Source organism: Amycolatopsis sp. NPDC004368 (genome assembly GCF_053602515.1).
Genome location: NZ_JBSGDT010000002.1, coordinates 489,576 through 516,216, shown reverse-complemented (window position 1 = coordinate 516,216; position 26,641 = coordinate 489,576). Strand labels below are relative to the sequence as shown.

General features: G+C 70.6%; 30 protein-coding genes and 1 pseudogene. 13 read left to right on the top strand and 18 right to left on the bottom strand.

Going from position 1 to position 26,641, the window contains the following annotated elements; translation table 11 throughout:
• Window positions 1-269, bottom strand: a 269-nt coding sequence (locus tag ACWEOE_RS06005) for a transposase family protein (RefSeq protein WP_452004531.1), incomplete at its 3' end; no start/stop codon positions are given.
• Window positions 270-476: 207 nt separating this feature from the next.
• Between ACWEOE_RS06005 and ACWEOE_RS06000 the strand changes: the two genes are divergently transcribed.
• Complete coding sequence (locus ACWEOE_RS06000) at window positions 477-1,028, top strand: hypothetical protein (protein WP_452004528.1); 552 nt, start codon at window positions 477-479, stop codon at window positions 1,026-1,028.
• Here ACWEOE_RS06000 and ACWEOE_RS05995 read toward each other — a convergent pair.
• Window positions 997-1,818, bottom strand: a complete 822-nt coding sequence (locus tag ACWEOE_RS05995) for an acyl-CoA thioesterase (RefSeq protein ID WP_452004525.1) — start codon at window positions 1,816-1,818, stop codon at window positions 997-999. The two genes, ACWEOE_RS06000 and ACWEOE_RS05995, sit on opposite strands and share 32 nt — an antisense overlap.
• A gap of 20 nt (window positions 1,819-1,838) precedes the next feature.
• Complete coding sequence (locus ACWEOE_RS05990; RefSeq protein WP_452004522.1) at window positions 1,839-2,531, bottom strand: alpha/beta fold hydrolase; 693 nt, start codon at window positions 2,529-2,531, stop codon at window positions 1,839-1,841.
• 48 nt (window positions 2,532-2,579) lie between these two features.
• On the opposite strand from ACWEOE_RS05990, the gene ACWEOE_RS05985 reads away from it, so the two are divergent.
• Window positions 2,580-3,842: a cytochrome P450 gene (locus ACWEOE_RS05985; RefSeq protein WP_452004520.1), complete on the top strand. Its 1,263-nt coding sequence runs from the start codon at window positions 2,580-2,582 to the stop codon at window positions 3,840-3,842.
• Here the strand turns inward: ACWEOE_RS05985 and ACWEOE_RS05980 are convergent.
• Window positions 3,839-4,039, bottom strand: coding sequence for a hypothetical protein (locus ACWEOE_RS05980; protein ID WP_452004517.1), 201 nt, complete (start codon window positions 4,037-4,039; stop codon window positions 3,839-3,841). The two genes, ACWEOE_RS05985 and ACWEOE_RS05980, sit on opposite strands and share 4 nt — an antisense overlap.
• A gap of 2 nt (window positions 4,040-4,041) precedes the next feature.
• Entirely contained in the window at window positions 4,042-5,721 is a 1,680-nt protein-coding gene (locus ACWEOE_RS05975; RefSeq protein ID WP_452004514.1) for an alpha/beta fold hydrolase, read from the bottom strand.
• A gap of 153 nt (window positions 5,722-5,874) precedes the next feature.
• On the opposite strand from ACWEOE_RS05975, the gene ACWEOE_RS05970 reads away from it, so the two are divergent.
• The gene (locus tag ACWEOE_RS05970) at window positions 5,875-6,426 is read left to right on the top strand and encodes an RDD family protein (RefSeq protein WP_452004513.1); all 552 of its coding nucleotides are present in this window, start codon (window positions 5,875-5,877) and stop codon (window positions 6,424-6,426) included.
• Here the strand turns inward: ACWEOE_RS05970 and ACWEOE_RS05965 are convergent.
• The 5 genes from ACWEOE_RS05965 to ACWEOE_RS05945 all read right to left on the bottom strand — a co-directional run bounded on the left by ACWEOE_RS05965 (window position 6,307) and on the right by ACWEOE_RS05945 (window position 10,633).
• Window positions 6,307-6,957, bottom strand: coding sequence for a response regulator (locus ACWEOE_RS05965; protein ID WP_452004510.1), 651 nt, complete (start codon window positions 6,955-6,957; stop codon window positions 6,307-6,309). The genes ACWEOE_RS05970 and ACWEOE_RS05965 overlap by 120 nt on opposite strands.
• A gap of 22 nt (window positions 6,958-6,979) precedes the next feature.
• The gene (locus ACWEOE_RS05960) at window positions 6,980-8,140 is read right to left on the bottom strand and encodes a sensor histidine kinase (protein WP_452004507.1); all 1,161 of its coding nucleotides are present in this window, start codon (window positions 8,138-8,140) and stop codon (window positions 6,980-6,982) included.
• An 82-nt stretch (window positions 8,141-8,222) separates the two neighbouring features.
• Window positions 8,223-8,981, bottom strand: coding sequence for a maleylpyruvate isomerase family mycothiol-dependent enzyme (locus ACWEOE_RS05955; RefSeq protein ID WP_452004504.1), 759 nt, complete (start codon window positions 8,979-8,981; stop codon window positions 8,223-8,225).
• A 64-nt stretch (window positions 8,982-9,045) separates the two neighbouring features.
• Complete coding sequence (locus ACWEOE_RS05950) at window positions 9,046-9,618, bottom strand: dihydrofolate reductase family protein (RefSeq protein ID WP_452004501.1); 573 nt, start codon at window positions 9,616-9,618, stop codon at window positions 9,046-9,048.
• A 4-nt stretch (window positions 9,619-9,622) separates the two neighbouring features.
• Window positions 9,623-10,633: a small ribosomal subunit Rsm22 family protein gene (locus ACWEOE_RS05945; RefSeq protein ID WP_452004498.1), complete on the bottom strand. Its 1,011-nt coding sequence runs from the start codon at window positions 10,631-10,633 to the stop codon at window positions 9,623-9,625.
• A gap of 134 nt (window positions 10,634-10,767) precedes the next feature.
• Here ACWEOE_RS05945 and ACWEOE_RS05940 point away from each other — a divergent pair, with 134 nt between their 5' ends.
• From ACWEOE_RS05940 to ACWEOE_RS05925, 4 genes are all read left to right on the top strand, one after another.
• Complete coding sequence (locus ACWEOE_RS05940; RefSeq protein ID WP_452004495.1) at window positions 10,768-11,196, top strand: YciI family protein; 429 nt, start codon at window positions 10,768-10,770, stop codon at window positions 11,194-11,196.
• On the top strand, window positions 11,196-11,543 hold the full coding sequence (locus tag ACWEOE_RS05935; RefSeq protein WP_452004492.1) for a YciI family protein: 348 nt from the start codon (window positions 11,196-11,198) through the stop codon (window positions 11,541-11,543). Before ACWEOE_RS05940 ends, ACWEOE_RS05935 begins: the two co-directional genes overlap by 1 nt.
• 47 nt (window positions 11,544-11,590) lie before the next feature.
• Window positions 11,591-12,850, top strand: coding sequence for an RNA polymerase sigma factor (locus ACWEOE_RS05930; RefSeq protein ID WP_452004489.1), 1,260 nt, complete (start codon window positions 11,591-11,593; stop codon window positions 12,848-12,850).
• A gap of 257 nt (window positions 12,851-13,107) precedes the next feature.
• Window positions 13,108-13,854, top strand: a complete 747-nt coding sequence (locus tag ACWEOE_RS05925; RefSeq protein ID WP_452004488.1) for a hypothetical protein — start codon at window positions 13,108-13,110, stop codon at window positions 13,852-13,854.
• 53 nt (window positions 13,855-13,907) lie between these two features.
• Here ACWEOE_RS05925 and ACWEOE_RS05920 read toward each other — a convergent pair whose 3' ends face one another.
• The 3 genes from ACWEOE_RS05920 to ACWEOE_RS05910 all read right to left on the bottom strand — a co-directional run bounded on the left by ACWEOE_RS05920 (window position 13,908) and on the right by ACWEOE_RS05910 (window position 17,590).
• Window positions 13,908-14,777, bottom strand: coding sequence for a nuclease (locus tag ACWEOE_RS05920; protein ID WP_452004485.1), 870 nt, complete (start codon window positions 14,775-14,777; stop codon window positions 13,908-13,910).
• 110 nt (window positions 14,778-14,887) lie between these two features.
• Window positions 14,888-16,570, bottom strand: coding sequence for an L-lactate permease (locus tag ACWEOE_RS05915; RefSeq protein ID WP_452004483.1), 1,683 nt, complete (start codon window positions 16,568-16,570; stop codon window positions 14,888-14,890).
• A gap of 246 nt (window positions 16,571-16,816) precedes the next feature.
• Window positions 16,817-17,590, bottom strand: coding sequence for an IclR family transcriptional regulator (locus ACWEOE_RS05910; protein ID WP_452004481.1), 774 nt, complete (start codon window positions 17,588-17,590; stop codon window positions 16,817-16,819).
• A gap of 356 nt (window positions 17,591-17,946) precedes the next feature.
• Between ACWEOE_RS05910 and ACWEOE_RS05905 the strand changes: the two are divergent.
• The 3 genes and pseudogenes from ACWEOE_RS05905 to ACWEOE_RS05895 all read left to right on the top strand — a co-directional run.
• Window positions 17,947-18,537: pseudogene (locus ACWEOE_RS05905) on the top strand (response regulator transcription factor); the annotation flags it as partial.
• Window positions 18,529-19,770: a hypothetical protein gene (locus ACWEOE_RS05900; protein ID WP_452004604.1), complete on the top strand. Its 1,242-nt coding sequence runs from the start codon at window positions 18,529-18,531 to the stop codon at window positions 19,768-19,770. The pseudogene ACWEOE_RS05905 and the gene ACWEOE_RS05900, both read left to right, overlap by 9 nt.
• A 31-nt stretch (window positions 19,771-19,801) precedes the next feature.
• Window positions 19,802-20,428, top strand: coding sequence for an alkaline phosphatase family protein (locus tag ACWEOE_RS05895; protein WP_452004602.1), 627 nt, complete (start codon window positions 19,802-19,804; stop codon window positions 20,426-20,428).
• Here the strand turns inward: ACWEOE_RS05895 and ACWEOE_RS05890 are convergent.
• From ACWEOE_RS05890 to ACWEOE_RS05870, 5 genes are all read right to left on the bottom strand, one after another.
• Window positions 20,425-20,982, bottom strand: a complete 558-nt coding sequence (locus tag ACWEOE_RS05890; RefSeq protein WP_452004479.1) for an NUDIX domain-containing protein — start codon at window positions 20,980-20,982, stop codon at window positions 20,425-20,427. The two genes, ACWEOE_RS05895 and ACWEOE_RS05890, sit on opposite strands and share 4 nt — an antisense overlap.
• An 89-nt stretch (window positions 20,983-21,071) precedes the next feature.
• On the bottom strand, window positions 21,072-21,473 hold the full coding sequence (locus ACWEOE_RS05885; RefSeq protein WP_452004476.1) for a CoA-binding protein: 402 nt from the start codon (window positions 21,471-21,473) through the stop codon (window positions 21,072-21,074).
• A 37-nt stretch (window positions 21,474-21,510) separates the two neighbouring features.
• Window positions 21,511-22,014 carry a VOC family protein gene (locus ACWEOE_RS05880; RefSeq protein ID WP_452004473.1) on the bottom strand — a complete coding sequence of 168 codons (504 nt, stop codon included), beginning with the start codon at window positions 22,012-22,014 and terminating at the stop codon, window positions 21,511-21,513.
• Between the two features lie 594 nt (window positions 22,015-22,608).
• Window positions 22,609-23,469, bottom strand: coding sequence for an alpha/beta fold hydrolase (locus tag ACWEOE_RS05875; RefSeq protein ID WP_452004471.1), 861 nt, complete (start codon window positions 23,467-23,469; stop codon window positions 22,609-22,611).
• Window positions 23,466-23,939 (bottom strand): DUF1579 family protein, encoded by a 474-nt coding sequence (locus tag ACWEOE_RS05870; RefSeq protein ID WP_452004469.1) that lies wholly within the window; start codon window positions 23,937-23,939, stop codon window positions 23,466-23,468. Before ACWEOE_RS05870 ends, ACWEOE_RS05875 begins: the two co-directional genes overlap by 4 nt.
• A 48-nt stretch (window positions 23,940-23,987) precedes the next feature.
• Between ACWEOE_RS05870 and ACWEOE_RS05865 the strand changes: the two genes are divergently transcribed.
• From ACWEOE_RS05865 to boxC, 3 genes are all read left to right on the top strand, one after another.
• Complete coding sequence (locus ACWEOE_RS05865) at window positions 23,988-24,431, top strand: MarR family winged helix-turn-helix transcriptional regulator (protein WP_452004466.1); 444 nt, start codon at window positions 23,988-23,990, stop codon at window positions 24,429-24,431.
• An 82-nt stretch (window positions 24,432-24,513) separates the two neighbouring features.
• Window positions 24,514-24,945: a hypothetical protein gene (locus ACWEOE_RS05860; protein WP_452004463.1), complete on the top strand. Its 432-nt coding sequence runs from the start codon at window positions 24,514-24,516 to the stop codon at window positions 24,943-24,945.
• Between the two features lie 37 nt (window positions 24,946-24,982).
• Window positions 24,983-26,638, top strand: a complete 1,656-nt coding sequence (gene boxC, locus ACWEOE_RS05855) for a 2,3-epoxybenzoyl-CoA dihydrolase (protein ID WP_452004461.1) — start codon at window positions 24,983-24,985, stop codon at window positions 26,636-26,638.
• Window positions 26,639-26,641 lie beyond the last annotated feature (3 nt).

Genomic DNA, 26,641 nt, shown 5'->3' with positions numbered 1-26,641 from the left:
ACCACCCCATGACGGCGGCACCACACCCGCGGCACCTCGGCCTCCACACAAGCCTGAACCGTGCCCAGATCCAACGCCCGCCACCGTCGCCGCCCTTCGCCCCGGTCATAGCGCGGGCACCTGCGCGCGCACCGGCCACACCGGTGCCTGGCCCGCGCCTTCGGGCGAACATGCACCACAACCACCCCACGCCCCGCATCGAACTCCACATCCTCGACCACCGCCTGTTCCAGACCAAGCAGCCCCTGCCATACGCTGGCCTTGCGCACGCCGTTCTCCCAGCACCTCGTTTCTGACCTTCGACAAGCCAGAAACCTAGGCCGAGCACGGCGTGCGCCCCTCCCACGCCACGCCACACACCCACGGATCAAACACAAGAGCCACAAAAAATCGCCGCACCAAGAGCCCGCGTTTTTGCGACGCGGCGGGTGCTGGCCTAGGCTGCGCCGAATCACCGGAAGAACAGGAATGGCGATATGCCCCTGCTTGACTCCGGGTCGTACCGTGATGTCGACCTGCCGACGATCGTCCGCATGGAGCGGAGGCTGCCCTGGTTCGGGTGGCCGCACCTGCCGCTCGGCCTGTTGGTCTGCGTTGCCGCGATCCTGGCCGCCTATCGCGTGCCCGTGTCGTTCCACACCACCACCGCGCTGGTCGCCGGGGGTGGGGTGCTCGGGGGCTTCTGCGGCTACGGCTGCGGCCTCATCATGGTGAGCACCCCCGACCTCGTGAAGACCGGCCGGCTGCGCTGGCGCCGCACGCGGGTGTTGCGCGGGCTGCTGTTCGCGCTCGGGGTGCTGTCCGCCGCGTCGCTGATCGTGGTGGCGGTGTGTCACATCGTGTTGCTGTCCGGGGCGTCGGGGCTGCACCCGTTCACGCTGTCGTTGCAGGCGGGCATCTACCTGGTGCTCGCGGTGGTCAACACGGTGCTCGCGGTGCTCGAGACGCTGCAGCTCACCAAGGTCCTCAATGGAGTGTCCACGAAGGACGGTGAGCTCACCGCCGCCGCAGCAGGACTTCCTGCGTGACCGACGCCACCAGGCGCCCGTCGGTGGTGTAGAACTCGCCGTGGGTGAGGCCGCGTTCGCCGGTGAGGCTGCGGCTTTCCATGTCGAACAGCAGCCACTCGTCGGCGCGGAACGGGCGGTGGAACCACACCGCGTGGTCGAGCGAGGTCAGCGACGCCCGGCCCGGCTCGTCGCGGTGCGGCAGGGCCGCGGTGCCCGCCAGCCGGATGTCGGAGATGTAGGTGAGCGCGCAGACGTGCGCCAGCGGGTTGTCCGGCAAACGGCCCTTCGCACGCACCCAGATGCGCTGGCGCGGCCCGCCGCCGACGTCCGGCAGGCCCGCCGCCGGGTCGCTGATGAACCGGGCTTCGATCACGGAAAGCATGATCGGCAGCTCGTCTTCGTCGCGGACCTCGACGTCGTCCGGCGCCGGCACGTCGGGCATGCGGGCCTGGTGTTCGCTGCTGTCGGCCGGTTTCTGGAACGACGCCGAGAGGCTGAAGATCGTCTCGCCGTTCTGGATCGCCGCCACGCGCCGGGTGGTGAACGAGCCGCCGTCGCGCGTGCGCTCGACCTCGTAGACGATCGGCAGGTCCGTGCGGCCGCCGCGGATGAAGTAGCCGTGCAGCGAGTGCACCAGCCGGTTCTCCGGCACGGTCGCGCCCGCCGCCGTGAGCGCCTGCGCGGCCACCTGCCCGCCGAACGCCCGCTGCGGTGAACCCTCGTGGCTGGTGCCGCGGAAGAGGTTGCGCTCGAGCGGTTCCAGCTTGAGCAGCTGGTCGATGCCGGGGTGCGCGGGGTCGGTGATCACCCCGCCATCCTAAGGACCGCTCACCCCGCACGCGGGGTGAGCTGCGTCAACAACGGCAGCAGCGCCGCCGGGTCCTCCACGTGCGCGTTGTGCCCGAGGCCCGCCAGCGTCGCGGCGTCCGGCGTCAGCGCGCGCAGCTGCTCCGGCCGCGACATCGGGTCGTCGGCGCCCGCGGCAAGGACCACCGGGCACGTCGCCTCGGCCAGCAGGCGCGACATGTCCGGCGCGCCCACACCGAACGCCGCCGGGTCGAGCGCGAGCCGCCAGCCCTCCGCCGTTTCCACGACGCCGCGAGGGTCGGCCGGCGCCAGCCCGGTGAGCCCTGCCACCTTCAGGGAGGCGACCTCGGCGTCTGCCTGCGTGGCGAACACCCTCGGCGGCCGCGCGGCCATCGCGGCGGCGCGCGAGAGGTCCTCGTCGGTCCACACCACCTTCACACCCACCGCCAGGACCCCCACCACGTCCACGCCGTAGCGCCCGCTCGCCAGCTCCAGCGCCAGCACGCCACCGAGCGAATGCCCCACGACGACCACCGGCCCGTCGCAGGGCAGGTCGAGCGCGGCCGCCATCGCCGGGAACGAGTACGTGGGCAGCGGCGCCGCACCGCCGTGTCCGGGCAGGTCGGGCGCGAGCGGCTCCCGGTCGAGCAGCTCGGCCAGACCGTTCCACACGGCACCGGTCGCACCCAGGCCGTGGAGCAGCAGTGTTTCCATCCGCCGAATCCTCCCCCACGCCCTGGCCCGGCGGCTAGGGTCGTGACCGTGTCGAGTGCTTTGATCGCCGACCCGGACACCTACGTCGAAGGTGTGCCCCACGAGCTGCTCGCGAGCCTGCGCCGCGAGACGCCGGTGACGCGCGTGGACGACTTCTGGGCCGTGCTGCGCCACTCCGACGTGCGTGAAGTGCTGCGCAACCCGGCGGTGTTCTCGTCGCAGCTCGGCGGCACGCAGATCCGCGACGCCGCCGACCTCGCGTACGTGCGGCGCATGATGCTGAACATGGACCCGCCCGAGCACGGCCGGCTGCGCGGGCTGCTCACCAAGGCGTTCACGCCGCGCGCGGTCGGCCGGCTCACCGAGCGCATCGAGGGCTGGGCCCACGACCTGGTCGCGGCCGTCGCCGCGCGCGGCGAGTGCGATTTCGCCAAGGACGTGGCCGCCGACCTGCCGCTGCTCACGCTGGCCGAGGTGTTCGGCGTGCCCGAGCAGGACCGGCGGCTGATGTTCGACTGGAGCAACCGCGTGATCGGTTACCAGGACGCCGAATACGCGGTGAGCGCCACCGTCAACCCTGAAGACGTCACGGACCTCGCCCGCGCCGCGCTGGAAGTCAGTCCCGAACCCGGCCCCGACGGCGCGATGCCCGACCCCCGCACCCGCGCCGGCATGCCGGACCTCTACGCGTACGCCAACGCCCTCGGCGAGTACAAGCGCAGCCACCCCGGCGACGACGTGATGAGCAACCTCATGCACCACGTCGACGACGAGGGCGGCCGCGTCTCGATCGCCGAGTTCGAGAACCTGTTCTGGCTGTTTTCCGTGGCGGGCAACGAAACCCTGCGCAACGGCCTGCCCGGTGGCCTGCTCGCCCTGCTGCGCCACCCCGAGCAGTACCGCCGGGTGCTGGACGACCGCTCGCTGCTGCCCGGCGCCGTCGAGGAGATGCTGCGCTGGTGGACGCCGGTGATGCACTTCCGCCGCACCGCCACCGAGGACACCCGGCTGTCCGATGTGGACATCAAGGCCGGCGACAAGGTCGTGGTCTGGTTCTCCTCGGCCAACCGCGACGAGTCCGTGTTCGCCGATCCCGACGCGTTCGACGTCACGCGCGCGCCGAGCGAGCACCTCACGTTCGGCCACGGTCCGCACTTCTGCCTCGGCTCGCACCTGGCGCGCGTGCAGATGCGGGCGCTCTTCGAGGCCGTCCTGGACCAGCTCGGCGAGGTCCGCCTGGCGGGCGAACCGCGGCGGCTGCGGTCGAACTTCCAGAACGGCCTCAAGAGCCTGCCCATCAGCTGGGGCTAATCCCTGGTCAACATCAACTTGGCGACCCCGGTCGAGGTGAAACCGAGGAAGATGAACACCAGGATGCCGTACTGCACCAGGGAATCCCCGGCGAACCCGCTGGCCAGTTCCGCGATCAGCAGACCCAGCATCAGCACACCGATCGCCGCGTACGCCCACGCCGCACCGCGCGTGCGGGGAAGCCAGCGCAGTCCCATCTCTACCTCCCCGAGTTGAGGTCGCGGATCAGGTCCTGCACTGTGCGGCGCAAGTGCGAAAGCGCGTCGTGCACCTCGGTCGCGACACCGGCGGTGTGGTGGTCGACGGGCCCGGCCACGGGGTGCACTTGGTCCTCGCCGGGCAGCGGCACGCCGGGGCACGTGGTCGAGGCGGGCCGCGAGTTCTTGGTGAGGAAGGTGTTCACGAGCCCGTCGACGCACGGGTTGCCGTTGATCGCGTACTCGCCGTGGAACGGCGCGTCGTCCACCGAGATCAGCGGAACGCCGGCCGCGCGCGCCCCCGCCCGGCCCTGTTCGTAGCCCGTCTGCGGATCGAACTCGCCCTGCACCACGAGCACGTGGCTCGCGACCGACGCCGGCAGGTCCGGCAGCTCGTGCTGCGGTGCTTCAGACCAGAAGCCACACGCCTCGCTGAGGCCGTAGGCCCAGCCGTAGAGCGGATCGACGGGCCCCTGCCGGTCGCTGAGGCGCTGGTACCAGGCCGCCGACCGCGTGGGCTGGTCACCGCAGGCCACGGCGTAGCGGGTGCCGCCCACCGGGGTGTAGTCGGGCGTCGCCGCGACGACCTTCGCCACCGTCAGCTCCGCGGCGGGCACGCCGAACGCGGTGCGCGACTCGGCGTCGAGGTCGGCCGCCAGGTTCTTCGGCGCAGTGGCCGCGGTGCCGTCCAACGCGGCCGCGCCCTGCGTGAAGACCAGCGCACCCAGCAGCCACTGCAGCTTGCTGCCGTTGCCGACGAAGATGTGGTCGAAGTTGTCCGGTGACATGCCGTTCTTCGCGTAGTACGCGCGCACCTGCTCGTACTTCTGCTGCACGGCTTCCCGTGTTTTGCCGAGCTGGTCGGGGAACTGGCGCGAGAGCCACGGCACGTAGACGTCGTCGAACTGGCGCTGGTCGATCTCCGGGAACGCCTCGAAGTCGGCCTGCAGACGACCTTCGAAGTTCACGCTGGAGTCGAGCACGATCTTGCCCGCGTGCTCGGGGAACATCGACGCGTACTTCGCGCCGAGCCAGGTGCCGTACGAGTAGCCCAGGTAGTCGAGCTGCTGATCACCCAGCAGCGTGCGGATGAGGTCCATGTCGTGCGTGGTCTGCCACGTGGTGATGTACGGCGTGAGCGCGTCGCTCTGGCAGGCCTCGGCAATCGCCCGGGGCGTGGCCTGGTGCGCCGCGATGCTGGCGGCGGAGCGGTCGCGGGCGTCGAGGGCGGTGTCGGGCAACCGGCCGGTGGGGACCTGGCACACCAGCCCCTTGTCGGTGCTGCCTTCCTGCCCGGTGCCCCGCGGGTCCATGCCGATGAAGTCGTCCTGGGCGTTCACGGTCGGTTCGAGCCCGGCGAGTGTCCCGGCCAGCGAAGTGCCCTGCCCACCGGGGCCGCCCGGGTTCACGAGGATCGCGCCGTGGCGGTCACCGGTGGCCGCGACCCGGCTGATCGACACCTTGAGGTCGACACCCGCGCCCGGGTTCGCCCAGTCGCGCGGCACGGTGATTTCGGCGCATTGGGCGGGTTTCGCCCCGGCGGCCGGTTTGAACGCGCACTCGCCCCACGTGATCTTCTGGCTCGTGTACGGGTCTTCGGCCGCGTTCGCAGCCGGTACCGCCGCGGCGGCGGTGATGACGGTGCTGACCGCGATGACCAGCACTGCTCTGGGAGTTCGCACCGGGAAGTCCTTTCGTCGTCCGCTTGTCGAGTCTCGGGCGCACGCGAGCGCGCGCGATCAGCCTCGCGGACGAACTTCGGTCCCGGCATCGGCCGTGCGAACGAGGTCCCCGCCCAACGCGCGCCGCGCAGCCGTAGCGGGGAAACTGGGATCATGACCGTTCCCGCGCCCGGCCTCGGCGTGGTGGGCCGGCGGGTCGTGCAGCGCGTGCTCGACATGCTGCTCGCCACGGTGCCCGTGGCGGTGGTCGCGGTGCTCGTCGTGCTGTACGTGCCCCCGCCCGGCTCGCTGCTCACGTTCCTGAAGGTCGTGGCCTACACGACGTTCGCGGTCTGGGCGATCTTGTCGCTGTACCTGGAGATCTGGTGGCCGCACCGCCACCACGGGCAGACGCCGGCGATGCGCTGGCTGCGCATCCGCGTGGTGACGCTCGACGGTGGCCGGCCGCCGTTGCGCGCCTACGTGATCCGCGCCCTGCTGATGGTCGTCGACGGGTTCTGCTGGGGTCTCGCGGGCGTGGTGATCATGCTGGTGAACGCGCGCCGGCAACGGCTCGGCGACTTGGTCGCCGGGACCGTGGTCGTGTCAGCGGACGACGCCGGTCTCCCACGCCCAGATGGCGATCTCGGTGCGGTTGCGAGCCCGGAGCTTGCGCTGGGCGGCCGCGAGGTGAGTCTTCACGGTGGAGAGCGAAAGGACGAGTGACTCGCAGATCTCGGCGTTGGTCTGGCCACCCGCCACGGCCTTCACCACGTCGAGCTCGCGGTTGGTGAGCGGACTGTCCGGTTCGGACCGTTGCTTGCTCGCGCTGCCGACGAAGTGCGCCAGCAGCCGCGTGGTGATGGCCGGCGACACCAGTGCTTCGCCGTGCGCGGCCGCGTGCACGGCCTCGATGAGCAGCGTCGCGCCCGCGTCTTTGAGCAGGAACCCGCACGCACCGGCGCGCAGGGCCGCGTGCACGTTCTCGTCGAGCCCGAACGTCGTCACCATCACGACGTGCAGCGGATCCGCGACGTCTGGTCCGGCCAGGAGTTTCGTGGCCTGCAGGCCGTCGATGCCGGGCATGCGGATGTCCATCAGCGTGACGTCGGGACGCAACTGCCGCGCCAGGCGCACGGCGTCCTGACCGTCGGCGGCCTCGCCGACCACTTCCAGGTCGGGCTCGCCCTCGAGGATCAGCCGGAACCCGGTGCGGACCATCGCCTGGTCGTCGGCGATCAACACGGTCACCGGCACGGGATCCTCCTGGTCAGGTGCGTCAGGCTGGTTCGAGAGGCAGCCGCGCGGCCACCAGCCAGCGGTGCCCGGCCGCCGGGCCCGCGGAAACGGTACCGCCGACGGCGGTGACGCGTTCGGTCATGCCGATCAGCCCGTAGCCGCCGGGCCGCGTGGGTTTGGCCGCGCCGTCGTTGCCGACCTCCACCACGAGGTCACGCTGGTCGCGGCGCACACTCACCCGTACGTCGGTGGCGCGCGGCGCGTGCCGGCGCACGTTGGTCAGGGCCTCGGTGATCAGCCGGTGCACGGTCGTCACGACCTCGGGCGTCGCGGTGAGGCCGCCGAGGTCGTCGGGCACGTCGAGGGCCACGGTGCCGTCGTCGGGCACCGCGCGGTCCACCGCCGAGGCGAGCCCGGACGGTGGACTGAACAAGTTCTCGCCGTCGGTGCGCAGCGTGCCGACGAGCCGGCGCATCGACGCCAGCGCCTCCGCCCCGGCCTGCTCGATCTCGGTGAACGCGCTGGTGTCACCGCCCTGACGCTCGGTCACCCGGTGCGCGGCCTGCACCCGCACGACGATGCCGGTGATCTGGTGCGCGACCAGGTCGTGCAGCTCGCGCGCGAGGTTCAGCCGCTCCGCCGCGCGCACCTCGACGGCTTCGGCGCGGGCCCGGGCGTCGGCGTCGCGCAGCAGCAGGCCGACCGCGAGCGCCGCGCCCCACGCCACGGCCGCGGCGGCCGAGAACAGCGCCGCCGGCGAGCCGATGCCGTAGCGGAACACCGGCGCGGCCACGGCCGCGATCCCGCCGAGCACGGACCAGACGGCTGCGGGCGTGCGCTGCAGCCGGTGGCAGCACGCGCCGACGACCAGCGCGATCGTCAGCGCCTCGGCCCCGCTCGGCTGCACGGGCAGGCGCTGGCCGAGCGCCGCGACCCCCGCTGTGACGCCCGTGCCCAGCAACGACAGGCACGACACGGACGCCGCCACGAGTGCGACGTGGTCCGGGAACCGGCGGCGCAGCACGGCGAGCACCGCCACCACCGGTCCCAGCCCGGGCGCGAAGTCCACGGCGATCAACGCGAGGGTGCCCTGCGCGGGTCCCGACCGGGCGAACACCACGGCGTCGACGACCACGAGCACGCCGAGCGCTGCGATCTCGGCGACCAGGGCGATGCGCGGGCCCACGCGCTGGGTGCTCATGGCACTGATCGTCTCGCGCCGGGCCGCGCGCCGCCTCCTGCGCGGGGGCGAAGTGCCTCGGCCGCGAGGCTGAGGTGGCCCGTCAGCCGAAGCTCACCAGGGAGAGCCACCGGTCGAGCAACGCCGTGTCGCCGGTGAGCTTCGCGCTGGTCGCGGGCTCGCGGCCGTAGACGATCAGCAGCAGCCGGGTCAGCGGAGCCTCGGCGGTCACGGCCGGGTCGGCGCCCGGGCCGTGGTGCCAGGCGGGCAGGTCGCCGGTGAGGTCGACCGTCCATGACGCGGTGTGGTCCGTCGGCGCGAGGTGGATCGTGTGGCCCGGGCCTTGCAGCGCACGGCGTTCGGGGAAGTACTCGAACATCACCGGCAGGGAGCCGAGTTCGAGCCACTCGTCGAGCGTGTCGTGGGCGACGTCGGCGGCGAGCTCGAACTCCCGCCCGACGGCGAGCATGACATCGGCGCGGTGCACGGCCGTCTCGTGCAGAAACCGCCGGGCGTAGAAGGCCGCGCGTGGTTTTCCGGCGGGAACGGGCGTCCAGACTTCGGTGTCCGGCCCGGCTTCGCGAAGGGCCGCGGCGAGGGCTTCCGCGCCGTCGGTGAGCCAGCTGTCCGGCCGGGTTTCGCGGCCGGGGTTGCGCAGGTACGTGTCGTCCGGCGCCTCGGTGGCGCGGCCGCGCACGATGCCCGCCGCGTAGCGATGGCCCGCACCGACGTGGTTCAGCAGCTGCCCGAGGTTCCAATCGGGGCACGAGGTGATGCGCGTCGCGGGATCGGCGCCCGCCGCGGTGGCGCGCAGCAGTTCCGTCTGCCGCACGAGCTCGGCGACGCGGTTTTCGAAATCCATGGGAGTCCTTCCGTCTGGTTCACGGAAGGGTCGGAACCGCTGCGGTGGACCGGACACCGGTCGGTCAGGAAGTGATCCGGTAGGTCAGGTGCGTCATCGTCGGCGTGGTGACCGCGGCGGTGCGTTCCAGCATCACGCGCTGGTCGGCGAGGTCGTCGAACAACCGCACGCCCGCGCCGAACAGCAGCGGCACGACGTGCAGGCGCAGCTCGTCGACCAGGCCGAGGCGCAGCAGCTGCGTGATGGCCGAGCCGCTCATCACCACCACATCGCGCTCGCCCGCGGCCGCTTTTGCCTGGGCCAGCGCACTTTCGGGGCCGTCGGTGACGAAGGTGAACGTGGTTTTGCCGCGCACCAGCGGTTCGGCGCCGCGGTGGGTGAGCACGAACGAGGGCCGCTCGAAGGCGCCGTCGGGGCCCCACACGTCGAGGCCCATGTCGAACGTGGTGCGCCCGAGGATGAACGCGCCGGTGTTGCCGAAGAAGCCGGCCATCACGTCGTGGTCGGTTTCGTCGCCGTGGGCCATCCAGGTGTGCAGCAGCTCGCCGTCGCGCCCGAGGCGGTGCTCGGTGTTCGTGCCCGGACCGGCGACCACGCCGTCGAGCGACATGCTGATCTCCGCGACGACCCGTCCCATCGGACTACTCCTTCGAGGTTGTCCAGGCATCGCCCCATTCCGCGTCGCGCGCGGCGCGGTAGCGGGGGCCGTGGCGTTTGGACACGGTGACGCCCGAAGCGAGGCCATCCACCGTACACAGGTCGAGCTGCACGAAGCCCTTGTGCTTGCGCGGGTGGCGCAGGATCCGCGCGTTGGGGCGGTCGGCGGTGTTGTCTCCGGGTGCCGTGACGACGTAGGAGAACTTTTCGTCCTCGAACCCGAGGGTGCCCGCCTTGATGCGCCGGTGCACACCCGAACGCGGCAGGCGCGCGGCGAAGTGGCACCAGTCCTGGCCCGGGGTGATGGGGCAGTCGCCGTCGTGCGGGCACGGCGCGAGAACGGTGTGGCCGAGGCCGCGCAGCACGTCGCGGGCCGCGCGGATGCGGGCGAAGCCGGCGGGTGTGCCGGGTTCGATCAGCGCGACCGCGCCGCCGGCGGTGGCGAGCCAGCGCACGACGTCGTCACGCGTGCGTTCCGGCAGCTCACCGAGCACGTACGACAGCGTGACCAGGTCGGTGGCGGGCAGGGGAGCCGACGGGTCGATCAGCCCGCGCTGCCACGTCGCACCGCGCACGGCCGCGTCCTGGGCACTCGCCGCGAGCTTGCGCCCCAGCGTCAACGCACCGGCGACCTGCTCGACGACGGTGCACTTCTCCAGCGTCGGCCACTCGCGTGCCGCGGCCCAGATCGCCGCACCGGTGCCACCGCCGACATCGAGCTGCGTGCGCGGCGCGAACTCCGGAGCGGCCGCGGCTACTTCGCCGAGCACGGCACTGACGGCCGCGTACGTGGCGGGCATGCGGTAACCCGCGTACGCGGCGACTTCGAGCTCCGAGGTGAGGATGGGCGACGTCGCGGCGTCGCCGGAGCGGTAGCGCGAGCTGAGCTTGTCGACCGCCTGGGCGAGCCGGGATTCGGGGAAGCGACCGAGCTCGTCGTCGAGAGCTGTTCGCAGGTCGTCGGGGAGGTGCGCCACGACGATGAATTCTCCCATGCCCGATTCGTCCCCGGACGGCAGCCTGACCTGCTAGTTTCGGCGCCGGGAAAAAAGTTCGGGCGCCTTGTCGATCCAGCGGCCGCCCGTTCGACGCAGGGGTGACGGTTAGACCACAGAGAAGGGATCTCCCGATGCGGTTCATGGTGATCATGAAGTCCAGCGAAGAGTCCGAGGCCGGCCAGCTGCCCACCACGGAGATGCTCGCCGAGATGGGGAAGTTCAACGAGGAGCTCGTGAAGGCCGGCGTGATGCTGGCCGGGGAAGGCCTCACGTCGAGCGCCGACGGCGCGCGGGTGCGCTTCGCGGGCCACGCCGAGCCGACCGTGATCGACGGTCCGTTCGCCGAGACCAAGGAGCTCGTGGCCGGGTTCTGGATCCTGCAGGTGAAGTCGAAGGAAGAGGTCATCGAGTGGGTGAAGCGCGTGCCCAACACCGATGGCGCGCACCACGAGATCGAGATCCGGCGCATCGCCGAGGCCGAGGACTTCGGCGACAACCTCACGCCGGAGCTGCGTGAGGCCGAGGAGCGACTGCGCGAAGAAGCGGCGAAGAACGCCTGATGCGCTTCCTCGTGATGGTCAAGGCCACCGCCGACTCGGAGGCCGGGATCATGCCCAGCCGCGAGCTCATCGACCAGATGACGAAGTTCAACGAAGAGCTCGCGGCTTCGGGCCACCTCCTGGCGGCCGAGGGCCTCCTGCCCAGCTCCGCCGGCGCGCGGCTCGTGTACTTCGAAGGCGAGCCGGAGCCGCAGGTGGTCGACGGGCCCTTCGCGGAGACGAAGGAGCTGGTGGCCGGGGTGTGGATCCTGCAGGGGGAGTCGTTGCGGGAGATCGTCGAGCTGCTTTCGCGGGCGCCCAACCCCGACCTGGGGGCCGGGAGCGTCGAGATCCGCCCGCTCATCTGACCCCGCCGGCCCGCCCGAGCTTGCCCTCGGGCGGGCCAGCCTGTCTGATGGGCTCCGTGGAGACGCACGGTGCCGTGGAGGCGGTCTGGCGGATCGAGTCGGCGCGGGTGATCGCGGGCCTCGCGCGGATGGTGCGCGACGTCGGCCTGGCCGAAGAGCTCGCGCAGGACGCGCTGGTGGCCGCGCTGGAGCAGTGGCCGGAGACCGGCGTGCCCCGCAACCCGGGCGCGTGGCTGATGACCACGGCCAAGCGCCGCGCCATCGACCAGTTCCGCCGCAACGAGACCTTCGCCCGCAAGCTCGACGAGCTCGGCCGCGAACAACAGCTCGGCGAAGGCGTCTTCCCGGATTTCGACGAGGCCCTCGACGAAGAACACATCTCCGACGACATCCTGCGGCTGGTGTTCACGGCCTGCCACCCGGTGCTGCCCACGCAGGCCCGCGTGGCGTTGACCCTGCGGATGCTGGGCGGGCTCACGACCGACGAGATCGCCCGCGCGTTCCTGGTCAAGGAATCCACGGTGGCGCAACGCATCGTGCGGGCCAAGAAATCACTGGCGGACGCGCACGTTCCGTTCGAGGTCCCCGTCGGCGAAGAACGCATGGCCCGGCTGTCCTCGGTGCTGGAAGTCATCTACCTGATTTTCAACGAGGGCTACTCCGCCACCCGCGGAGACGACTGGCTGCGCCCCGCCCTGTGCGATGACGCGCTGCGGCTCGCGCGGGTGCTGAGCGGGCTGATGCCGCAGGAGCCCGAAGTGCACGGGCTGGCCGCGTTGCTGGAGATCCAGGCTTCCCGCTCGGCCGCGCGCACGGGGCCCACCGGGGAACCGGTACTGCTGATGGAGCAGGACCGCGGCCGCTGGGACCAGCTGCTGATCCGCCGGGGCCTCGCAGCGCTGGCCCAGGCGGAATCGCTGGCGGATGGTGCGTACGGCCCTTACTCGGCCCAGGCCGCCATCGCCGCCTGCCACGCCCGCGCCCGGACGGCGGACGAGACGGACTGGGCACGGATCGCAGCGCTGTACGCGGGTCTGGCGCAGCTGACGCCCTCACCGGTCATCGAGCTGAACCGCGCGGTGGCGGTGTCGATGGCGGAGGGGCCGGAGGCCGGGCTGGCCCTGGTGGACAAGCTGCGGGACGAGCCGGCGCTCGCCAACTACCACCTGCTGCCCAGCGTGCGGGGGGATTTCCTGCTGAAACTGGGCCGCCGCGCCGAAGCCAAGGCGGAGTTCGAACGGGCGGCGGACATGACGGGCAACGCGCGGGAGCGCACGTTGTTGCTGGACCGCGCGGCGGGGTGCTGACGGCTTTGCCGTGGCCTCGGCTGCGGTCTGGGGCGCGAGCGGAGTCGCCGGCAACGGATTCGTGATGGGTGGGTCGTTCCGAGGCACTTCGTCGGCTCAGCTCCAGGCAGTGATGATAGGTCGACCGTCGTCACTCGATCGAGTGGTTATCTGTCGGGAGGCAACCCGTTAGTCGGGTGAGGCGTTGAACGTCCGCTACGCCTCGCACATCGCGGCCTGGTGTGCGAGCACACCCGACTGGGAGGGGCCTCGAGCAGATGGCCAAGGACGAGGGCTGGCGGACACTGCCGGACGGGCGCCGCATCAAGATCGGCAAGGGAAAGGGCAGTGCCGGCGCGCTGGTTGCGCTCGGCGCGGCCGCGCTGGTCGCCGGCGGGGCTGGACTCGGTGCCCTGGGTGGCGCTTCAGGGGAAGCGGCGATCAGCTCGGTGAGTGAAGCTCTCTCGGGGAACTCCGCGGGTGATGTCGTCGACTCCTTGCCAGGACGGTCGATGAAGGCCCGGAGCAAGGCCGGGCAACAGGACGCGGAGGCGGGCAACGCGAAAAAGGCGTGGTCTCGGGTGAAAATGAAGGAGCTCAAGCGGAAGGTCGGCAAGAAGCTGGAACGTGAGGCCGATTGCGTTGCCGCGGCTTCGGACCGCGTTCGCGACTACCTCATCCGAACTCCGTGCACCGCGCTCGATCGAATGCTGCTGACCGTCGGCGACGGGCACGGCAACGCAGCGATCGTCTCGGTGGTCCGTGTCGGGTTCAAGACAAAGTCTCAGGCCGAAGGACTGCGGCGGGTGGAGACGGTCCAGGGCAGTGGCGACATCCGGCCCCTGGAAATCGCTGCCACCCTCGGGTTGACCGGGCTTCACTTCACCGGTCTCAATTACCAGGACCGCGTGGTGACCAAGCCTGCCGGCCTCTATGTCGCGGAAGCCGACCGCGCCGCCGGCAAGGTCGATCACGCCACTCTTCAGGCGCTGGCCGAGATCGCCGTGCACATGCCCATCGGCTGATCGCCGGCGCGTGACCTGGCGAACGACGAGGTCAACTGGTCGAACCCACCGATCTACGCTTCCACGAACACGATCCGCTCCGGCGGCACCAGGAGCTTCACCGTCTGCCGCTTGACCTCGACCAGTGTGGCGAGCTCCGTCGACTGTCCATCCGGGACGGTGAACAGCCGGTCGTCGCGCGTGTCGAGGAAGGAGGCGAAGCCGGCGAGCGACACACCGCCCGTCTCGTCGAGGGCGAGGTAGTCCGCGAGGCGCCGGAAGAGCTTGGGGAGCAGCACGAGCTCGTCCTGCAGCTGTCTTCGGGACTTGAGCCGGAAGCCCGCCGTGGTGACGTCCGAGGCCCACACGCCGCTGCCGGAGGCGCGTGCGGCCTCGGCGGCGGACGCGAGCTCCTGGCGCAGGTCCACGTACAGCAGTGAATAGAACGTCGGATACGTCAGCCCTTCGGAAACGAGCTGGTAGTTGACGCTGTTCTTCAACGTCTTCACGTCGAGGAACACCTCGCTGCCGTCCACCGAACGGCCGGGGCGCTGGCCCGGGAAGGCGAACGCGACCGCCCGGCCGTACTTGTCGGCGAAGCGGGTGAGGATGTGCCCGGAGACTTTCTCGGGCTTCGCGGCCGTGACGGTGCCGCCGGCGTCGCGCGTGACCGAGGAGAAACCCAGCAGCGAAACGAGCCGGTCGGCGGCCCCGGTGCCCAAGGACGCGGGCTGGTGCAGCAGGTCACCGCCGCGCGGGCGGTAGTGGGTTTCGAGCGCGTCGATGGCGTCGAGGCGCAGCTGCATGCCGCCGCGGGAGTTGAGGCGCACGCGCAGGCCCGCGTTTTTCGTCGCGGCCGGGTCGTCGGGGTAGAACCGCACGGAGTCGCCGTCCGGTGCGGCACCGAGGAGCTGGAACGTGCCTTTGATCAGCGTCAGTGGCATGTGCACCACGTTAGGTCGCGCGGCGCCGCGTGTGTCCGGTTTTCATCCGGACAGCCCAGTCAAAGCCCACTGTGGACGGTGACTGGCTGCCCCGAAGAAAGCAATTCCCGTTAGGGGATCATGAAACCGAGCACCGTCGCCTGAAGCAGGGAGATCACGCCGACCATGGCGGTGAGGGCGAGCGACCACAGGAACGTCTGGCGCAGCAGTGATCCTTCCTTGCCGCTCTGCCCGATGGCCGTCGCGCCGATCGACAGGTTCTGCGGCGAGATCATCTTTCCCATCACGCCGCCGGAGGTGTTCGTGGCGCCGGCCAGCACGGGGTTGAGGTGCAGCTGCTGGGCGGAGATCACCTGCATGGGACCGAAAAGGCTGTTGGTCGACGCGTCGGAGCCGGTCAGGAACACGCCGAGCCACCCGATGTACGCGGAGAAAATCGGGAACAGCACACCCGTCGTGGCCAGCGCGAGGCCCAGCGTCTGCGTGGCACCGGAGTAGTTCATCACGAACGCGATGGCGAGGATCATGAAGATCGTCGCGAGCGCCCAGCGCATTTGGTGCACAGTGGAGCGGTACGTTCGCAGCAGTTGCTTCGGCCGTGCGCCCATGGCGAACCCGGCGATCACCGCGGCGACGAGCGCGACCGTGCCGGGAGAGAACAGGAAGTCGAAGGTGAACGTCGCCGCGTACGGCGTGTTCTTCGGCGTGATGGGCGCGTGCTGGATCACGTGGTTGTGCAGACCCGGCCACGCGAACACCCAGTCGGCCTTGTGCAGCAGCTTCGTGAGGTCCAACCACACCGGCAGGTGCGCGAAGATCGTGCCGATGCGGGACAGGAAGATCGCGAGGATCAGGATCACGTACGGCATCCAGGCGTACAGCGCGCCGCGTTCGGACTTCGCGGCGCCGAGGCTCGCCGACTTCACGGGTTCCTCACCCTCGAAGCGCCACACGGTTTTCGGCTGCCAGAACCGCGTGAGCACGTACAGCGCGGCCATCGCGGCGAGAGCGGCGAGCACGTCGACCAGGCTCGCGCTGATGTAGTTCGACGCCGCGAACTGCATGAGCGCGAACGCGAGCCCGGCGGTGACGACGGCGGGCCAGACCTCGAGCATCTTCTTCCAGCCGGCCAGCACCACGATCAGGAACGCCGGGATGATCACGGCCAGGAACGGCACCTGCCGCCCGACCATCGACGAGAACGCGGCCGTCGCCTCCTCCGGCTTGAGGTGCATGATCGGTCCGGTGAGCCGGCCGAGCACGATCAGCGGGTTGCCGAGCCCGCCGAACGCCACCGGCGCCGTGTTCGCGAGCAGCGCCAGCACCACGGCCTTCACCGGCGGAAAGCCGAGCGCCGCCATCATCGCCGCCGTGATCGCGATCGGCGACCCACCGCCGGCCACACCCTCCAGCAACGCCCCGAAACCGAACGCGATCAGCAACGCCTGCAGCCGCCGGTCCTCGCTGAACCCGGCGAGTACGCGTTTGATGCTGTCGAAGCGGCCCGTGGTCACCGTGACGTTGTGGAAGTACACGGCGTGGAACGCGATCCACGCCACCGACCACACGCCGAAGACCACCCCCATCGCCGCCGAGTCGAGCGCGAGCCCCACCGGCATCCGGTAGAGCAGCAACGCCGCGCCGAGCGCCGTCAGCAACGCCAGCGCCGCCGACACCTGCGCCGACAGCTTCACCACGCCCAGCGCCACCAGCAGCACGATGATCGGCAGCGCGGCGAGCAGCGCGGACACCCACAGCCCGCCCGCCGGTTGGTAATCCTGGATCCAGGTCACGCGTCAGCCCCTTCGCTGATCGCCTGAGCCTCCCGACGGCGGCGGTTCCGGGCGGGCACAGGGTTCGGTTGTTACTGATCCGACCAAAAGTAGGCCGACCCTCACGCGGCACGTAACCGTTGCTGCGAAGCCATTCGGCCGTGACTGTGGTCGGATTGGTAACGATCGGCGCAGTACCGGCGCCGGCGGAGTGCCGGGCCGGAATCGTGGGTGGCGGCGGGAGTTGCTTCAGACGCAGGGGATGCGTCAGCGGCTGCGCACGTAGCCCAGCCGCAGCGAAAGCGCCGCGGCGGTTCCGGCCACGGTCGCGCCGAGCTCCTCCACCCGGCGCAGCACGCGGGGCGCGGGACCGGCCACACTGATCGCGGCGATCGGCCGGCCGGAGTGGTCACGCACGGCAGCGGCGACGCAGCCGACGTCGGGTTCGTTCTCGACGTCGTCGATCGCCCAGCCGCGGCGGCTGGTGCGGGCGAGCTCGTCGAGGAGCCGGCCGGGGTCGATGATGGTCTTCAACGTCATGCTGTCGAGCTTCATGCGGCGCACGCGTTCGACCCGGTCGAACTCCGGCAAGGCCGCGAGCCACGCCTTGCCCAGCGAGGTGGCGTGCTGGGGGCGGCGCGTGCCGAGGCGGCAGGCGAGCGTGACGGCGCTGGCGCTGCGCTCGGTGGCGACGTAGACCATCGCGTCGTTGTCGGGCACGGCGAGGTAGGTCGTCTCGCCGGAGCGTTCGGCCAGGGACGACAGGTAGCGCGGCGCGCAGCGGTGCAGGTCCGTGGCTGCCATCGCACGGGCACCCAGCTCGACCAGGCGGGTCCCGAGGCGCACGCGGCCGGTCACGGTGTCGGCTTCGAGGTATTCGAGGCGTTTCAGCGTGCCGACGATCCGGTAGGCCGCGCTGCGCGAGAGCCCCAGTTGCCTCGCGATCGCGTTGGTGGAAATCTCCTGGTGCTGTCCCACGTGTTCGAGCACCGCGAGCCCCCGCTCGAGGGTGCCGCTCTGGTCCAGGCCTCGTTCCGTCACGTCGTCGCCCCTTCGCGCGAATTCCCGCTCACCGGCACGTGTTTCCGCTAAGCGGGGTTGGACGCTAACACCTCCGATGTATGGACGGAAGATCTTGACCTACTTTCGTATTACGGCAGTTCAAGGTGAACCTGAATGGTTCAACCTCCGATCGTTAGGACGACTAACAAAGCAATTTTTGGTTGCCTTGAAACAAGACAAACAGGGGACAGGAAACGCAGCCGCGAGGCGCAGCTGCGCCGGGCGGTGCGCAACCTCGTCGACAACGCCTGCGGCCACGCGAAGGAACGCGTCCGCGTCGCCAGCGGGGCCGACGACGCCACGGCCGTGATCGAGGTCAGCGACGACGGCCCGGCGTGGCGGCGCAGGACCGCGACCGGGTGTTCGAACGCTTCGTCGTCCACACCGGACCCGACGGCCTGTGGGCGGCGTCCGAACGCGACCACGACACCGTGTTCGTCGACATCATGCTGCCCGAGCTCGCCGGTTACGAGGTCCTCAAACGCCTGCGGGCGCAGGAGAACTGGACGCCCGTGCTCATGCTCACCGCGACGGACGGCGAGTACGACGAGGCCGACGCCTTCGACCTCGGCACCGACGACTACCTGTCCAAGCCGTTCTCGTTCGTCGTTCTCGTCGCGCGCCTGCGGGCGTTGCTGCGGCGTGGTGCCCCCGCGCGCCCGGCCGTGCTCGCCGCCGGCGACCTGCGGCTCGACCCGGCCGCGCGCACCGTCCACAGGGGAGAGCGGCGGATCGAGCTGACCGCGGGGCTGCGCGAGTTCCTGCTGCGCCGCCAGGGCGCGGCGTTGTCGAAAACCGAGATCCTCGGGCACGTGTGGGACGCGCACTACGAGGGCGACGAGAACGTGGTCGAGGTCTACGTCGGCTACCTTCGGCGCAAGATCGACGCGCCGTTCGGCACGCACACCATCGACACCGTGCGGGGTGGGCTACTGGCTCGTCACCTGAGCGAACTCTTCCTGAACTCCGGCCACCCCGGCTTTCCTGGTACGACCGTGCCAGTGGATGCTGTGCGCGTGGCTACCGGCACCCTGGTCAGCAGTACGCCCTCCGTGGAGCAGGGCGAGCTGATCACCTTCACCTACCTCACGGCCCAGTTGTCGGTGACCCCGAAGAACTGGGTTGGGCTCTACTCCGATCCCGGCGGCGGTCCCGTCGACCAGGTCTACGTCGGCCCGTCGACGCTGTGGGAGTACACCCCGCTCGCGAGCGGCACCGTCTCGTTCCCGACCGGCTCGCTCGGCCCCGGGAACTACATCGCCTTCTACCTCGCCGACGACGGCTACGCCTGGCTCGCCGATCCCGTGCGTTTCGTCGTGCACCCGACACCGCAGACGCCGCCGCCCGTGTACCAGGGCGCGTTCGGCCGCAGCGGCCGCGGACCGGTGCAGTTCAGCAGCCCGGCCGGGCTCACCGTCGACGCGCGGGGCCAGATCTGGGTCGCCGACACCGGCAACGACCGCGTGCAGGCCTTCACCCGCGACGGGCGGCTCGTGCGCGTGCTCGCCGGCCGGTTCAAGGCGCCGCAGGCCGTGGCCGTGGACCACGCGGGCAATGTCTACGTGGCCGACACCGGCAACAACCGCGTGGTCTCGTACTCGTGGTGGGGCGGCTTCTCGCGCGAGTACGGCGCCGGCAAGCTCGACAACCCGCGAGGCGTCGCGATCGACACCGCGGGCCGCCTGCTCGTGTCGGACACCGGGCACCAGCGCGTCGCGCGCTTCGACACCCACACCGGCAAGGCGCTCACCGACATCACGGAGAAGGTGAGTTCGCCGCAGGGCATCGTCAGCGACGGCGCGGGCGGGGCGTGGATCGTGCAGAACGGCCGGGCCGCGAGCGGCAGCGTCGCCGTGGTGCACTACTCGGCCGACGGCAAGGCGATCGGCTCGATCGGCGGTGGCCAGAACAGTCAGTTCGGTGGGCTGTCCAACCCGGCGGGCGTCGCGCTCAGCGCCCAGGGCGACGCGTACGTCACCGTTCCCGATTACGGCTGGGTCGCGCAGTTTCGCACCACGGGCCCGTACCGCGCCGAGTTCGGCACCGACGGCCCCGGCGCGCTGAGCTTCCCGCTCGGCGTGGCTGTCGACGCCCAGGGCCGCATCTTCGTGGCGGACACCGGAAACGACCGCATCGTCCACTTCGGAGTGAGAGCGTGAGCGAGTTCACCCGACGCCGGCTCCTCGGCGCCTGCTTCGGCACGATGGACGGCGTGCGCGGCTTCTCGGGCCCGAAGAAGACATCCCGTTCCACTTCGCGCTCGCCGAGGCGTTCACGGTCTGCGACCACTACCGCTGCTCGGTGATCGGCCCGGCGAACCCCAACCGCCTCCACCTGTGGACGGGCTGGTTCGACCCGCACGGCACCGCCGGCGGGCCTGCGAACACCGACTTTCATGTCCTCGGACAATCCGGCGCTGTCCTGGAAGACCTACCCGGAACGCCTCGGTCCGAGACCGACGTCTCCTGGCGCATCTACCAGGAGGACAACTACGACGACAACGCACTTGCTTGGTTCCGCCGGTTCGCGGACGCGCCGAAGTCGTCGCCGCTGTGCGAAGAACGCGATGGTGAAGAAGCGCGCGGGCTGGACTGGTGGCGCCTTCCGCGCAGAGTGCGGGAGCCGCACATCAGCGCGTGGCGCCGGCGCACCGTCGGCGATCTGGCCTCGGCGTTCCGGTTCGACCGGCAGCCCGCGCGCTACCCCCGGGACAACCGGTTGCGCTACCCGGCGACCACCGCGGATCTGCTGCAGGCGCAAGTGCGGGACAACCCGGCCCCGCCGGTGCCGACGGGGCCGCAGTCCATGCCCCGCTAGGCAGTCGGCCGGCCGAACTCCCCGTAGCAGGTTTCCCCGGACAGCAGCGCCCGGTGCGCCAGCGCCACGCGCCGCGCTTTGGACGGCCGCAGCCGCGGCGTGGCCTCGGCCAGGTCGAGGAACTCGAAGCCGCCGAGCTCGTCGCCGTCCGCCGCGATGGCGCGGATCCGGTCCGGGCCGAGGGTGCCGCCGTCGAAGATCAGCTGCAGGCTGTCGCGCCACACGCCGTGGGCCGGCATCCAGTCGACGAGCAGCAGCCGGCCGAGCGTGAGGTCGAGGCCGAGCTCCTCCCGGATCTCGCGGTGACAGGCCGCGAGCGGCGACTCGTCGTCTTCCACCAGACCGCCGGGGATCTCGAGGAACGGCTTGTACGTCGGGTCGACGAACAGCACCCGGCCCCCTTCGTCGCGCACGAGCGCGCCCGCGGCGACGTTCTTGCGCGGGAACCGGCTGGCGACGCCGGGGTTGAACTCGGCCTCCGGTTCGCCGTCGGCACGCAGGTCTTCGGCGAACACGGCCGGGTCGCCGCGGTGGTGGGGAGGATCGTCGGTCACGGCGCCTCGTCGGCCGGGAGCGTGCCTCGGCCGGCAGACGCTGTTCCCCGCAGGTTACCGGTCGGATCGGCAACGATCGGCGCAGTACGTCAGTTCTTCGAGATCGCTGCCACCGCGCGGACCACCGCGGTGCACCGGTTCTCCACGTACTCCAGGCCGCCTTCTTCCGCGATGCGCTTGGCCTCGGCGGAGACGATGCCCTGCTGCAGCCACAGGGCCTTGGCGCCGATGGCGACGGCGTCGGCCGCGATGGCGGGGGCCTCGGCGGCCGGGCGGAAGACGTCGACGAGGTCGACGGGCTCCGGGATGTCCTTCAGGGAGCGATACACCTTCTCGCCCAGCAGCTCCGTGGCCGACGGGTGCACGGGGATGATGCGGAAACCGTGGGCCTGCAGGGTGGCCGGCACCCCGTGCGCGGCCTTCGCCGGGTCGCGGCTGAGGCCGACCACCGCGATCGTCGTGGCGTTCGCGAGGATCTGTTCAGGTTGCATGTCGGCAGAACGTCCGCGGTGATCAGGGGATTCCGCGTCAGCCGATCTTCGAGCCGTACATCTCACCGAGGTCGTCGGCGATGAGCTCGACGCGCACGCCGTCGGGGTCGCTCAGGTAGATCGACGTGCCGCTCTCTTCGAGGTACTTCACGCCGGCGGCGTCCAGGCGCGAACGTGCGGCCGCCCAGTTCTCGGGCGTGAGGGAGAGCGCGAGATGGTGGAGGCCACCGAGCACTTCGGCGTACGGGCCGAGGTCGAGGCCCGGCAGGTCGAAGAAGGCGACCGCGTTGCCGTTGCCGACGTCGAAGAAGAAGTGGCTCGAGCCCGGGTAGTCGCGGTTCTCGATCAGCTCCGTGAGCGGGAAGCCGAGCACGTCCTGGTAGAAGGTGATCGTGCGCTCGACGTCGCTCGAGATGAGCGCCGTGTGGTGGATGCCGCGCCCGGCGGTCGTGGCCCTGGTGGCGGCGGGGTGCAGGTGCTTGTCCCGCAGCTGGTCACGCACTTCGGCGAGCTTCGCGACTTCGGTTTCGGTCGGTGCCATCGGAGGTCACGCCCTCTCTGAGAACTGGGTACCTCAAAAGCTACACCTCATTTATCTCGCGCGCAAGAGTTTTCTGCGCAAGAGGTTTGGTCGTGGCCCCAGCGGAACGCCTGGCCAGGCCCGCTCCGGCCCGCCCGGCAGGGTTCCCCCGGCGTGGACCATCTGACGGAAGTCGTCGACGCACTGGCCCGCGCCCACGAACGGCGCGGGCCCGTGGAGCCGTTCGCCGATGGCACTGCCGAGGACGCGTACCGGATCAGCTTCAACTCGTCCGCCGCCGGGTCGACGCTGTCGGCGATCGTGTCGAACAGCGAGCTGCGCCGGCCGCGGATGCGGGAATCGACGACCTCCAGGGCCGGCGCAAGGGTTTTGTCGGCCCCGGCGGCACCGCTGGAATCCGTTTCGCGCGGGTATGGCGGGATCCTGCTGCTCGCCGACGCGCTCGCCGGTCTCGGGGTGGCCGAGGACGGCGCGCTGGTGTCACGGAGGGTCTCACCGAACCCGTCGACGTCGGGTCTGGTTCGCGGGTGGCCGCGCACTTCACGCACCTCGGCGTGGCCACGGTGCCGGTGGCGAACGTGGACGGCCGAGCGCTCAGGCTCGCGCCGCCACGCGTTCGATCCCGTCCAGGATCCGCGGCCACACCGGCTCCGGCAGGTCGTGTCCCATCCCCGGCACCACGTCGAGCGTGGCCCGCAGCGCCCGGGCCGTCGCGCGTCCACCGGAGACGTTGACCAGCGGGTCGCGCGCGCCGTGGATCACGAGGGACGGCAGGGTGAGACGGCGCAGCGCCGCGGTGCGGTCGCGGGTGGCGAGAATCGCCGCGAGCTGGCGGGCGGCGCCGCCCGGGTTGGTGCCGCGGTCGAAAGTGCGTTCGGCGCGGGCGCGCACGCGGGCTTCGTCGAAGGGGTAGCCCGGGGAGCCGATGAGGCGGAACGTCCTGATCAGCAGTTCCACGTACTCCTCGCGCCCGCGCGGTTGCGGCGCCAGCATCGACGCCGCGGCGCGCGGGCTCGGGTGGCCGATCAGGCGGCTGCCGGTGGTGGACATGATCGACGTGAGCGAGCGGACGCGGTTCGGGTGCCGGATGGCGAGCGTCTGCGCGATCATGCCGCCCATCGACGCGCCGACGACGTGGGCGCCCTCGACGTCGAGGGCGTCGAGCAGACCGGCGGTGTCGTCGGCCATGTCGGCCACCGAGTACGGCGCCGCGCGCAGCAGGTACGCGCGCACGACGTCGGCGCGCCCGGTCATGCGCTGCGAACGGCCGGCGTCGCGGTTGTCGAAGCGGATCACGCGGAAGCCGCGGGCCGCGAGCTGTTCGCAGAAGTCGTCGTCCCACCAGGTCATCGGCGCGGCCAGACCCATGATCAGCAGCAGCGGCGGCGCCGTCGCGGCGCCGAACTCCTCGTGGCAGAGGGTGATGCCGTTGGCCTGCACGGTCCGCTCGCTCATGTCCTCGTTGTACCCCGGGTGTAACGGGCCCGCAGGAACGGGCTGAACTCCGATGCGTCGCCCAGTTTCACGTCGATCTCGTGGGTGAGCTCCGTCGCCGTCGGCGTGAGCCGGTGCCGTGCGACGCCACGCGGTGTGCGCTTTTCGAGGTGGAGGGTCCCCTCGTGCCAGCCGCCGCGGCCGGGTTCGCCGGGTGGGAAGCCGTAGCTGTCGAAGCCGTACCAGAGCGTTTCGTGCGTGGCCGGGTCGACGGTGAACACGTTGTGCCCCAACAGGGTGCTGCCGTCCTCACGCGTCTGGACGTAGTCCTGCACCACCGCGAACCCGTCGAGCGCGGTCCGGTACTCGGCCACGGCCTTCGCGGTCGACGCGGGTGCCCACGGCGACGCCGCGAGTTCTTCCGTGCCGGCCCAGTCGCCGACGAGCGCGCCGAGTGCCTCGTGCGCTTCGCCTCTGCGGGGCATCTCCATCGTGATCTCCTTTCGACAGGCGCCTGTCAATGTGGGACGCTAGCACGCATGACCGACCGGGCGCAGCGCCTCACCCAGCTCGTCAACGACGTCTTCCTGACCAATGGCACCCTCCTCGCCACCGGTGACGCCCTCACCGCCCCGGCCGGCCTCACCGCCGCCCAGTGGCAGGTCCTCGGCTTCCTCGAGGACGGCCCCGCCACGGCAGCCGACCTCGCGCGGCGCAGAGGGCTGCGTCGTCAGAGTGTGCAGGAGACGGTGAACCGCTTGCTGCGCAACGGAATGCTCACGCGAGCGGACAACCCGTCGGACGCCCGCGCCCCACTGCTGCACCTGACCCCGGCTGCGACCACGGCGCTGCACGAGCTGGGTGCGCGGCAGGCGCGGTGGGCCGACGCCGTGGCCGCGGGCCTGCCGCCCGAAGACCTGGAGGTGACGCTCCGAACCCTGCACCGCCTGCGCGAGCGCCTCGCCGAGGTGACCACCGACTGACCGCCGCCTCGAACTGGTGCGAGCAGTGAGTCGGCGTTACCCTCCTCGCTAGAGCGATCTATCAAATTTCAAGGGGGCGACCATGGACGCTCTGGCGGGACAAGGCCTCACGACCCTCCGCGTGATCCTCGGGTTCACGCTGCTCACGACCACTTTCCACTACTCCCACAACGTCATCCGCGAGCAGGACTACCCGCAGATCACCGGGCTCCCGGTACTGGTCGCGCAGATCGTGATCGCGTTCGGGTGGGTGTTGTTCACGGCGTCCGGGCTCGCCGGCTACCGCGCGTACGTCCGCGGGCGGTACTGGCGCGCGCTCGGGTTCCTGCTGGTCTGCTCGCTGGGTGGCCTCGCGAGCGCCGGCCATTTCCTGGTCGGGGTGCCGCGCATTCCGGCGTTCTGGTTCGCGACGATCTTCACCGACGCCGCGGCCGCGATGGCGTTGTGGTTCTTCGTCTCGTGGGCGGCTTCGAAGCTCAACCGGGTGAGTGCCGGAGATCAAGCGTCTACTTAACATTGACGCTAGTCATCAATGTGTAGACAATCGAGGAGTGACCACCACCACTCAAGTGACGTTCGAGCGCCACCCGGACACCTACCGGCACTGGAAGCTCGACATCGACGGCGAGGTCGCCTGGCTCGAGATGGACGTCGACGAGCAAGGCGGTCTCGTACCCGGCTACGAGCTGAAGCTGAACTCCTACGACCTCGGCGTGGACATCGAGTTCTACGACGCCACGCAGCGCCTGCGCTTCGAGCACCCCGAGGTCAAGGCCGTGATCGTCACGAGTGCCAAGGACAAGGTGTTCTGCGCGGGCGCCAACATCCGGATGCTCGCGGCGTCGGCGCACGAGTGGAAGGTGAACTTCTGCAAGTTCACCAACGAAACCCGCAATGGTTTGGAGGACGCCACCGAGTTCTCCGGTCAGCGGTACATCGCGGCGGTCAACGGCAGCTGCGCCGGCGGCGGTTACGAGATCGCGCTGGCGTGCGAGACGATCCTGCTCGTGGACGACAACTCGTCGACGGTCGCGCTGCCCGAGGTGCCGCTGCTCGGCGTGCTGCCCGGCACCGGCGGCCTCACGCGGGTGGTGGACAAGCGCCGCGTGCGCCGGGACCTCGCCGACGTGTTCGCCACGCGTTCCGACGGCGTGAAGGGCAAGACGGCCGTCGACTGGCGGCTGGTCGACGAGCTCGTGCCGCGCGTCGGGTTCCGCGAGTCGGTGCTGGCGCGCGCTCAGGAGCTGGCCGCGGAGTCCCAGCGCCTGCCCGGTGACCAGGGTGTGCCGCTCACGCCGTTGGACCCCGAGGTCACCGACGACGGCATCAAGTACCGCTTTGTCGACATCACCTTCGACCGGCCCGCCTCGCTGGCGACGCTCACCGTGCGCGGCCCCGAGGGCGAACCCGGCGACCTGCACGCCGAAGGCGCCGACGGCTGGCTGCTGCGACTCACCCGCGAGCTCGACGACGCGATCCTTCGCCTGCGCACCAACGAAACCGAGCTCGGCACGTGGGTGCTGCGCGCCGACGGCGACCCCGCGAAGGTGCTCGCTCACGAACAGCAGGTGCTCGGCACGAAAGACTGGCTGAGCAACGAAATCCTGCACTACTACAAGCGCGTGCTGAAGCGCCTCGACGTCACCAGCCGCACGCTCATCGCGCTCATCGAACCGGGCAGCTGCTTCGCCGGCGTGCTGCTGGAGCTCGCGCTGGCCGCCGACCGCCAGTACATCCTGGACGGTCCGCCCATCGACGACGAGGATTCCGAAGAGCGCGCGTCGATCACGTTGTCGGAGGCCAACTTCGGTCCGTTCCCGATGGGCAACGGCCTCACCCGCCTGCAGTCGCGCTTCTACGGCGACGACGACCACCTCGCGTGGCTCGTGCGCGAGCGCGACCACGCGCTGACGCCGGCCGAGACCGTGGAGCTGGGCCTGGTCACCGACGCCCCGGACGACCTCGACTGGGAGGACGAGATCCGGATCGCGCTCGAGAGCCGCGCTTCGCTGAGCCCCGACGCGCTCACCGGCATGGAGGCGAACCACCGGTTCGTCGGCCCCGAAACGCTGGAAACGAAGATCTTCGGCCGCCTCACCGCGTGGCAGAACTGGATCTTCACCCGGCCCAGTGCATCCGGCCCCGAAGGCGCGCTGCGCCGCTACGGTACGGGCCAGAAAGCGATCTTCGACAGGAAGCGGGTCTGAACC